At 48.4% G+C, this 9494-nt stretch carries 8 protein-coding genes; all 8 read left to right on the forward strand.

Features of this window, described 5'->3' with window-relative positions:
• Positions 1-26 precede the first annotated feature (26 nt).
• The 8 genes from ACEVG1_RS20120 to ACEVG1_RS20155 all read left to right on the forward strand — a co-directional run bounded on the left by ACEVG1_RS20120 (position 27) and on the right by ACEVG1_RS20155 (position 9182).
• Positions 27-1412 (forward strand): alpha-L-fucosidase, encoded by a 1386-nt coding sequence (locus ACEVG1_RS20120; protein WP_374745523.1) that lies wholly within the window; start codon positions 27-29, stop codon positions 1410-1412.
• A gap of 77 nt (positions 1413-1489) precedes the next feature.
• Entirely contained in the window at positions 1490-3478 is a 1989-nt protein-coding gene (locus ACEVG1_RS20125; protein ID WP_374745524.1) for a hypothetical protein, read from the forward strand.
• 3 nt (positions 3479-3481) lie between these two features.
• Complete coding sequence (locus ACEVG1_RS20130) at positions 3482-5137, forward strand: sodium:solute symporter (RefSeq protein WP_374745525.1); 1656 nt, start codon at positions 3482-3484, stop codon at positions 5135-5137.
• Positions 5138-5139: 2 nt separating this feature from the next.
• A complete protein-coding gene (locus tag ACEVG1_RS20135) occupies positions 5140-5613 on the forward strand; it encodes an L-rhamnose mutarotase (RefSeq protein WP_374745526.1) in 474 nt (157 codons plus the stop codon).
• A gap of 77 nt (positions 5614-5690) precedes the next feature.
• On the forward strand, positions 5691-7001 hold the full coding sequence (locus ACEVG1_RS20140) for a LutB/LldF family L-lactate oxidation iron-sulfur protein (RefSeq protein ID WP_374745527.1): 1311 nt from the start codon (positions 5691-5693) through the stop codon (positions 6999-7001).
• Positions 7002-7005: 4 nt separating this feature from the next.
• Positions 7006-7644, forward strand: a complete 639-nt coding sequence (locus ACEVG1_RS20145) for a lactate utilization protein C (protein WP_374745528.1) — start codon at positions 7006-7008, stop codon at positions 7642-7644.
• Between the two features lie 24 nt (positions 7645-7668).
• Positions 7669-8454 (forward strand): SDR family oxidoreductase, encoded by a 786-nt coding sequence (locus ACEVG1_RS20150; protein WP_374745529.1) that lies wholly within the window; start codon positions 7669-7671, stop codon positions 8452-8454.
• Entirely contained in the window at positions 8451-9182 is a 732-nt protein-coding gene (locus ACEVG1_RS20155) for a (Fe-S)-binding protein (protein WP_374745530.1), read from the forward strand. The genes ACEVG1_RS20150 and ACEVG1_RS20155 overlap by 4 nt, the downstream gene beginning before the upstream one ends.
• Positions 9183-9494 lie beyond the last annotated feature (312 nt).

A 9494-nucleotide genomic window follows, 5' to 3' on the forward strand; every position in this document is an offset into this window, starting at 1 on the left:
GATACCCAAAAATTCAGGAAAAAGTTATGAGAGAAATCGGTGCCGTAATTGTTTATATGATCAGTTTGGTTTCGTTAGCCACACGGAGCCAGGGGGCCGAACCGGTAAGCGACTTGGGATATGCTCCTGGCGACAATCTGGTACATGTTGATGACCCCAAACGGGCCCGGATGAAGTGGTGGGCCGATGCCCGGTTCGGCATGTTCATACATTGGGGCCCCGATGCAGTTCCTTCCCTGCAATGGAAGGGTGTGTACTGGAATGGCCATGTGCCGCAATTAGGCGAAAGGCACCAGATACCACTTTATCCTGCGCATGAGTCAATACTGAATATTCCACGAACGGATTGGGAAGATGATGTCATCGTAAATTTTAACCCGACAGCCTACGATCCGGAGGCTTGGGTGAAGATGGCAAAAGAGGCGGGTATGAAATACGTGGTATTGACCACTAAACACCATAACGGTTTTCTAATGTGGCCGGGGCTGGCGGGATATGACATTCGGGAAACCCAATTTGGAGGTGACCCCGTGGCCATGTTTGTCGAGGCTTGTCGGAAACACGGCATGAAAATCGGGTTTTATTATTCGCAATTGGATTGGCATGATCCGGATGCGATAGGTAATCATGTGGCAAGGACATTTCCGGATGGATGGATCGTTAATCCGGAAAAATTTATCCCTCGGGTGAAATCGCAAATTAAGGATTTGTTAACGCGCTACGGAAAGATTGACCTGCTGTGGTTTGATGGCCAATGGATTGATGATTGGACAATGGACATGGCAAATGATTTGGAAGCTTTTATCCGTAATCTTCAACCGCATATCATCATCAACAACCGTATCGGTAAGAGCGAAGTCGACGGGGATTATTTTACGCCCGAACAGACGATACCCGCTACTGGAGTTCCTGATGCTTATTGGGAAACTTGTATGACCATGAACGACACATGGTTTTATGTAAAGCAAGATAACAATTGGAAGACTGCAAAGGTCCTTATCCAACAGTTGGTTGACGCAGCGAGCAAAGGCGGCAATTACCTACTGAATGTTGGGCCAGATCCGCTTGGCCGCTTTCCGGCTGCCAGTATTGCCCGGCTTGATACGATAGGGAAATGGATGAGCATCAATAGCGAGGGTATTTATGGCGCAGCGGCCAGTCCATTTCCACAATCGTTCGATTGGGGGCGGGTGACAAAGAAAGGGTCGATACTTTACCTGCATGTCTTTACCCGCCCAATAGACGGCAATGTTTGGTTGCCTGACATCGGGTACACGATAAAACATGTCCATGCGTTGTCAGATCGTAAGAAACGGGGGCTAGCCTACACGAGGGTCGACAACGGAATCAGGATAGAAGTGCCTGACCATCCGGACACTCACTTGCCTATCGTAATTAAAATAACAAGCTAGGGGCTTTAATCTTTGTTTTTTTCAGTGCAATAAAAATGATTTTAAAGGAAAATATATTGATACCGTTAGCCATTTGTATGCTATATGTGTTTCCCACGTATTCGCAAGAAATGCCGCGGCGGGTAGACCGGTTTTTCGGATTTCATTTTGATTTTCACGCTTCAGCTAATGATAAGGAAATCGGGAAATACTTTGAAGCGTCAACGTTGGAAGACTTCCTCATGCGGACGAAGCCCGACTTTATCCAAATAGACAGTAAAGGGCACCCCGGCTATTCGAGCTATCCTACGGAGGTAGGTTATTCTTCGGGGTCATTTTTCGGTGACCCGATTCGGCAGTGGCGTGATGTTACCGCTCGTTTCAACTTACCGCTATATGTACATTACTCTTCGATATGGGATGACAAAGCAATTGGAACTAACCCTGAATGGGGCCGTATCAATGCAGATGGGTCAGTTGATTTAACCAAAGCCTCCGTATTGGGAGGCTATCCGCAAGAACTGATGGTCCCGCAAATTAAAGAAATAATCAACCGTTATGAAATCGACGGCATTTGGATAGATGGCGATTGCTGGTCTACCGGTCTCGATTATTCGCCCAATGTTGTCGCTGGGTTTCTGCGGTCTTCCGGCATGACCGAAGTACCCCGTTCGGCGGGTGAACCGGGTTTTTCTCGCTGGCAGGACTATAACAGACGGATCTTCCGGGATTATTTACGCGACTACGTCGATGAACTCCATCGGTTTATGCCGACATTCCAGGTAGCCAGTAACTGGGCTTACTCGTCGATGATGCCCGAGCCTGTCGATACCGATGTCGATTTTCTTTCAGGAGACGTCTCCGGACGGAACAGCATTTACAGCGCAGCCTTTCAATCCCGTTGTTTGGCTTTGCAAGGCAAGCCTTGGGACCTTATGGCATGGGGTTTCGTGCCTATGGATTTCTCGGGAGGCATACATAGCCCGAAATCCGCTGTACAGCTGAAACAAGAGGCGGCTGAGGTGCTTGCGATGGGCGGGGGGGTCCAGGTGTACTTCCAGCAAAACCGGGACGCTTCCTTTCAAACGACCATCGATGTGAATGCAATGGCTGATTTGGCAGCTTTTTGTAGGGCTAGGCAACCCTTTGCCGAAAATGCCCGGACTATACCACAGGTTGCCCTATGGTATTCCGTAGCGGGTTGGAAAAAACACAACATGGGGGTGTATGGCTGGCCTTCCCACTTGGAGTCACTAACCAGTTTGCTCCTAGATGGGCAACACGTTGTGGATATCACAATGGACCACCACCTGCAGGACAATCTTGAAGCGTACCCATTAATCGTTATTCCTGAATGGGATGATTTTGATGATGTGCTAAAAAAGAGGCTCTTGGATCATGTGGCTAATGGGGCAAGCTTACTTGTAATCGGCGCGAAGGCTACTCGCGAGTTTGAGCCTTGGCTTGGCGTCACATTCGAAGGGCCTGATAAAGAGGAACAGTTTAATATAGGAAGTGCGGCATTGGGCGGTGTCACCGGCATACGTACCCGATGGCAACGTGCAATTGCCCAACCCACTACCCAAACGGTGGGGCATATCTACCACCAACGTGATTACCGCTTCGCTACCCCCTACGTTGCAGCGAGTATTACCCCCCTTGGAGCAGGAAAAATTGCGGCTGTTTATTTTGACCTGACAGCACCTTACAAAGGGTCTCGTCATCCGGTCTATAATAGGCTGATCAATACACTGATTCAAAACATTTTTCCTAATCCGAAACTTCAGGTTATCGGTTCAGATAAAATCCATACGACGCTTACCTACAAGGATAGTGACATCTTGGTCAATTTGATTAATGCGGACGGACCGCATGTTAATGATCAGGTAATGGCTTATGATCACATTGCGCCGTCAGCTCCCTTATCGGTTCGCTTAAAAATTAATCGCAAACCAAGAAGGGTTTTGTTACAGCCCGAAAATAGGCCATTAAAATATGGCTATGACCGGGAAAGCGGTATCGTCACGGTAGCAGTGCCTGCCGTCGCGATTCATAGTATTGTACAATTTGTAAATGAAGAGAAATAACGAATGATTTCGGGGCTCGATACGTTCATAAGTGCTTGCTACATCCTGGTGATGGTTGGCATCGGTTTCTGGGTCGGGGTGGCACACCGAAAGGGTGCAACAAAAGGCAGCCTGTCGGCAGGCTACTTCCTTGCCGGGCAATCCCTCCGCTGGCCCATGATCGGCTTGGCGTTGTTTGCTACCAATATTTCCTGTATCCACCTGGTGAGTTTAGCACAATCGGGCTTTGATACCGGGCTGCTCAATGGTAATTTCGAATGGATGGCAGCTTTTACGCTCATCCTGCTGGCCTTGTTTTTCGTGCCGTTCTATATCAAATCAGGCGTGCCTACGTTGCCGGTTTTTATGGAACAGCGTTATAACAGCGCATGTCGCGATTGGCTGACCGTCATCTCGCTGGTATCTGCGGTAGTGTTGCACATCGCATTCTCCCTATTGGCCGGAGGTATCGTCATTGAGGCACTTTTCGGTGTCGATATGTACATCAGCGTATCAGCCATATCGGTATTGGTGGCCCTTTACACGATCATTGGCGGCTTGCGTGCAGTGGTGGTGACCGAATCTGTGCAAACCATTGTGCTGGTAGCAGGTGCGTTGGTCATTACGGTAGCTGCTTGGATGAAATTGGGCGGGTGGGGTGCGTTGGTCGATACCTTGCAGACGACGGGCGACATGGACAAGCTATCCATGCTCAGGCCTAAGGGAGACAGCAGCGGCATGGCGTGGTATGCCATTTTCCTGGGATATCCTGTATTGGGCATTTGGTACTGGTGCGCCGACCAGACGATCGTACAGCGTGTGCTGGGGGCAAAGGATGAAAACCATGCACGTATTGGTGCGCTTTTCTGTGGATTTATCAAGATTTTACCGGTTTTTATTTTTGTGCTCCCCGGATTGTTTGCCTATGCATTGGCCCAGAATGGCCAACTCGATCTTTCTTCGATCACGTCTACGGCCGCGAATGGTAAGGCCGATGTAAACAGTAAGGGTATTTATACCCTGATGATTACCCAGCTGCTTCCCACGGGGTTGGTTGGGGTGGTGGTGGCGGCTTTGCTGTCCGGGCTGATGAGTCAAGTGTCGGGGGCACTGAACTCCATTGCTACGTTGGTGAGTTACGATCTCATTAAACGGCACCGGCCGCACATATCCGATAGCCGCTTGATAGGGTACGGCCGTTGGTCAGCAGCTGTAGCCCTGGTGTTGTCCATCGGTCTGCTACCCTTGTTGAACCGGTATGAAAGCCTTTTTGTGGGATTGAATGATATCATTGCTCACATAGCGCCGCCGATTACCTGTATTTTTTTATTGGGCGTTTTTTGGAAAAGGGCGTCAGCCGTAGCGGCGAAGTGGACGCTATGGATTGGTTCGCTGTTAGGGGTAATGGTATATGCAACCGGCAAATTGTTTCCAGGCAGCCTCATCGGGCAGGTGCCGTTTATGATGATGGCGTTTTACCTGTTTTGTGCCTGCGTATTGCTGCAGGTAATGCTGTCCGCTTGGTATCCAGCCGTGCACAATGCCGTGAGTGGCACCCTGTACTGGAAATCGCCGTGGGAGCCGCTGCGCCGTCCGGCTTGGAAAGGGCTCGGTAACTACAAATTGTTATCAGCCTTGCTGCTTATGACCATGGCAATTTTGTATGTTTTTTTTAACTAGTCATGAATAGATTGAATATGAAGAGCAATTTGATGTACCTATACTTGTTCGCAGGGCTTTTGTTGTTTTCGTGCCAAACGGCACGGGATACCGATGCCGCAAAGGATGAATCCGGCGAGCAGTCAACCGTTACGGAACCCCAACGTGTTGGCATGGTTACCGGATTGAGCCCGGAAAAAGCCGAGTACTACAAAGAACTCCATGCGGACACCTGGGAAGGTGTGTTGGCTGCAATAAGACAATACAATATCCGGAATTATTCCATCTACCTCCAAGAAATCGAGGGTAAACTGTACTTGTTCAGCTATTATGAGTATATCGGCGATGACTATGATGCGGACATGAAGCGGATTGCGGCAGATACCACAACCCAACGTTGGTGGCAGGAAACCGATCCCTGTCAATTGCCCCTGCCCGAGGCACTAGCGAAGGGGGAGGTGTGGACGCCAATGGAAGAAGTATTTCATACAGATTGATAGCGGTGGGAAAAAGAGAACAGATTTTTTTGAAGCAAAGCCTTGAAAAGACCAAGGACTTGGCCCATCGCCAAAAAATGAACCATGCATTAAAGCAGTCTGACGATGCATTTGAAAAAGGAAAAGGGCAGTTTTCGGATTTGGAATTGGCCCGCGGCTGGGCAAATGCCGTCAAGCGCGACGCCATCATGCGATTGGATACCTATCTTCGCGAATTTGAGCAGAAATTTACGAGCAGAGGGGGTAAGGTAATCTGGGCACAGACCGCAGACCAGGCCGTTGAGGCTGTCAAAGCGATTTGTAGTAGGCATCGGGCAAAGACGGTGGTGAAAAGCAAATCAATGGTCTCGGAAGAGATCCGTCTTAATCAGGCATTGAAGGATGGGGGCGTGGAAGTGGTTGAGACCGACTTGGGCGAGTATATCCAGCAGTTGGCTGATGAAGCTCCCTATCATATCGTGGCTCCTTCCTTGCATAAGAGTAAAGAAGAGGTGGCGCAGCTGTTTGTAGACAAACTGGGCACCGAGCCGGAGCTCCGCCCAGATCAGCTCACGCAGGTGGCCAGAAAGGTGCTTCGCAAGAAGTTTAGGGAAGCCGAAGTCGGTATTACCGGTGTTAACTTTCTGTTGGCTGATATCGGAGGGATGGTGCTGACTGAAAATGAAGGTAACGGCAGGTTAACAACGGGGTTCCCCAAAGTGCACATTGCCCTGACTGGCATCGAAAAGATATTGCCTTCGGTCCATCAGCTCAGCTTGTTTCTGCCGTTGCTTGCGACCCACGCATCGGGGCAGCATATCACGGTATACAATTCTATCCTGACCGGCCCCCGTAAGGCCGATGAAGCAGATGGACCCGAGGAGATGTATATCATATTGCTGGATAACGGGCGAACCAACATCTTGGCAGATCCTACCGCACGTGAAAGCCTGTATTGTATCCGATGCGGGGCGTGCCTCAACGTGTGCCCGGTCTATAAAAATATTGGTGGGCACACCTATGATACGACATATAGCGGACCGATCGGTTCTGTGATTACGCCGCATCTGAATGGATTGAAAGATAATAAACACCTCAGTTATGCTTCATCACTTTGTGGAAGCTGTACTGAAGTGTGCCCTGTCCGTATTCCGCTACACAACTTGTTGCTTTACAACCGACAACAATCCGTTGCGGCCGGTTATAACAGTGGGATGGAGAAAGTAATGTTTTTAACGTGGAAAAAGATGATGTTAAACCGGAAGCTTATGAATGCGGGAAGTGGTGACGTAAAAAATTGGGTATTTAAAGTATTCGTGTCAAAAATCTGGGGCAAAGATCGGGAACTCCCTATGTTCCCCAAGAAAAATTTTAGTCAGCAATGGAAAGCCAGGAGGCAACAGAAATAACCTTATGGATACAATTAGGGATAAAATACTCACCGATATCCGGTTGGCGTTGAAAGATGGGGTGGAGCACACTACGGCCAAACCAACGGACAGTAGCCTGTTATTTAAAAATCGCGAAGGGGGGTTGGTTGAAGGATTCGTACGTGAATTTTTAGCTATTGATGGTAACGTAATACGTTGTGACGATTTTCAACAACTAGCTGAAAAGTTAACAGAACTAATCAAATGTAATAACTGGAAGAATGTGGTGGCGAAGTCGGCTATACTAAAAAAGTGTGGAGAACAAACCCAGCTTGAATCGATTAGCACTGTTGTTGATGATGAAAATCTGGGGCGGGTGGAGGTCGGGATTACCGATTGTGAATGCTTGGTTGCACGAACCGGTACCATTGTGATGAGTACCGCTCAACAAGTCGGCAGGACGTTCCCGATTTACATACCCAAGCATATCGTTATTGCTCATGAAAAGCAGCTTGTTTATGATCTGGGTGAGGCTATTGCGGTGATGGAACAGCGCTACCACCCCGATTATCCATCAGGGTGGTACCTGGTCTCGGGCCCCAGCCGAACGGGCGACATCGAGAAAACTCTGGTGCTGGGTGTTCATGGACCGGTCGAGATGTATGTGTTTATACTAAAATAGTGGAATTGATATAATAACAATAAAATGGATTTAGGACTAAAAGATAAGGTAATCATCGTCACCGGAGGGGGTAAGGGGATTGGAGAAGGAATCGTACACGTCCTGGCCAACGAAGGGGCGATACCCGTGATCGTGGGGCGAAATGAAAAAGACAACCTGAGGGTGGTGACCCAGGTGGGCAAAGCTGGTGGACGAGCTGAGCAGGTAGTAGCCGAACTGACGCAGCCGGAACAATGCGACGCAGCCGTTCGGCAGGTGGTCGGTCAATTTGGTCGTATAGATGGTTTGGTCAATAATGCCGGAGTGAATGACGGCGTGGGACTGGAAGGCGGAAGTTATGAGCGATTCATGGACAGTCTGCATAAAAACTTGGTACACTACTACTTGATGGCACACCACGCCCTTCCTTACCTGAAAGCGTCTAAAGGTCCGATCGTAAATATTGGTTCGCGTACGGCCGAGACCGGACAGGGCGGCACGTCGGCCTATGCTGCATCCAACGGGGGGCGTAATGCGCTGACGAGGGAGTGGGCAGTAGAACTGCTACCATATGGTATTCGTGTGAACGCACTCATCGTGGGCGATTGCTGGACGCCATTGTACGACTATTGGATTAACACCTTCCCTGACCCCGAAGAAAAGTTGAAATCAATTCTCACTGTCATTCCGTTTGAAAACCGGATGACCACGGCAGAAGAGCTAGGTAATATGGTTGCTTTCCTGTTGTCGGAGCGTTCTAGCCATACCACTGGGCAGCTTATCCATGTTGATGGAGGTTATGTACACTTAGATCGCTCGATTCAACCGTGAAAATACAGCTATTTGTTCCTTGTTTTGTGGATCAACTTTTTCCGGATACCGCATTCAATATGGTGAGCATCTTGGAAGGATTAGGATGTGAAGTGTTTTACAATCCTGAACAAACCTGTTGCGGACAACCCGCATTCAATGCTGGCTTTCTGAATGATTGCCGACCTGTGGCAGAGAAGTTTATTGGAGATTTTAATACAGAAGACCTGATTGTCGCGCCGAGCGGATCGTGTACCGGATTTGTAAGGAATTACTACGGACAGCTTTTCTATGGAAATGGGCCCGGTGATGGTGAAACCTTGCCCATCCAAAAGCAGGTCTATGAGTTTTCCGAATTTCTTGTCGATGTGTTGGGTGTGGTCGATGTTGGTGCCGCTTTGCATGCAAAGGCTACGTATCACGATGCATGCGGAGCTTTGCGGGAGTGTGGTATAAAAGACGCGCCGAGAAAATTGTTGCAGAAAGTCTCAGGTCTGGAATTGGTCGAGGCAGCCGATTGTGAGGTGTGCTGTGGCTTTGGTGGGACATTTGCTGTTAAATTTGAGCCTATTTCCACCAGTATGGCTGAACAAAAAGTATTGAATGCAATGAAATTAGGCGCGGAGTATATTATTTCCACGGATTCCTCTTGCCTGATGCAGTTGGATGCATATATCAGAAAACACAAATGCAATATCAAAGTTAAGCATATTGCTGACGTTTTAGCCTCCCGGAAAGGAAGGCACTGACTACATGCGCATATTGTATAGGCCGGTCTAGATTACAGATACCATCGTCTTTAGCCTACTTTGAAGGTGATTTAGAGGAAACAACCTTTTGGCTTAGCGCAACCTATATATAGGCCAACTGTTTGGTGGAGTTGCTACATTTGACCGGATACTTTTTTAGGAGATATATTTACCAGTAAAAGAGTCAACAATTAAATTTAGACAATGGGTAAGCGACCACGTTTTTTTGATTCAGAATTACTAGTGATGCGTTAAGTTTTTGCATCAAATAAGTTCCATATTTCTTGTTCTTTGACATTTTGATTTTTTTGA

The sequence above is a fragment of the Parapedobacter sp. 2B3 genome, assembly GCF_041925275.1.
In the GTDB taxonomy this organism is placed as follows: Bacteria; Bacteroidota; Bacteroidia; order Sphingobacteriales; family Sphingobacteriaceae; genus Parapedobacter; species Parapedobacter pyrenivorans_A.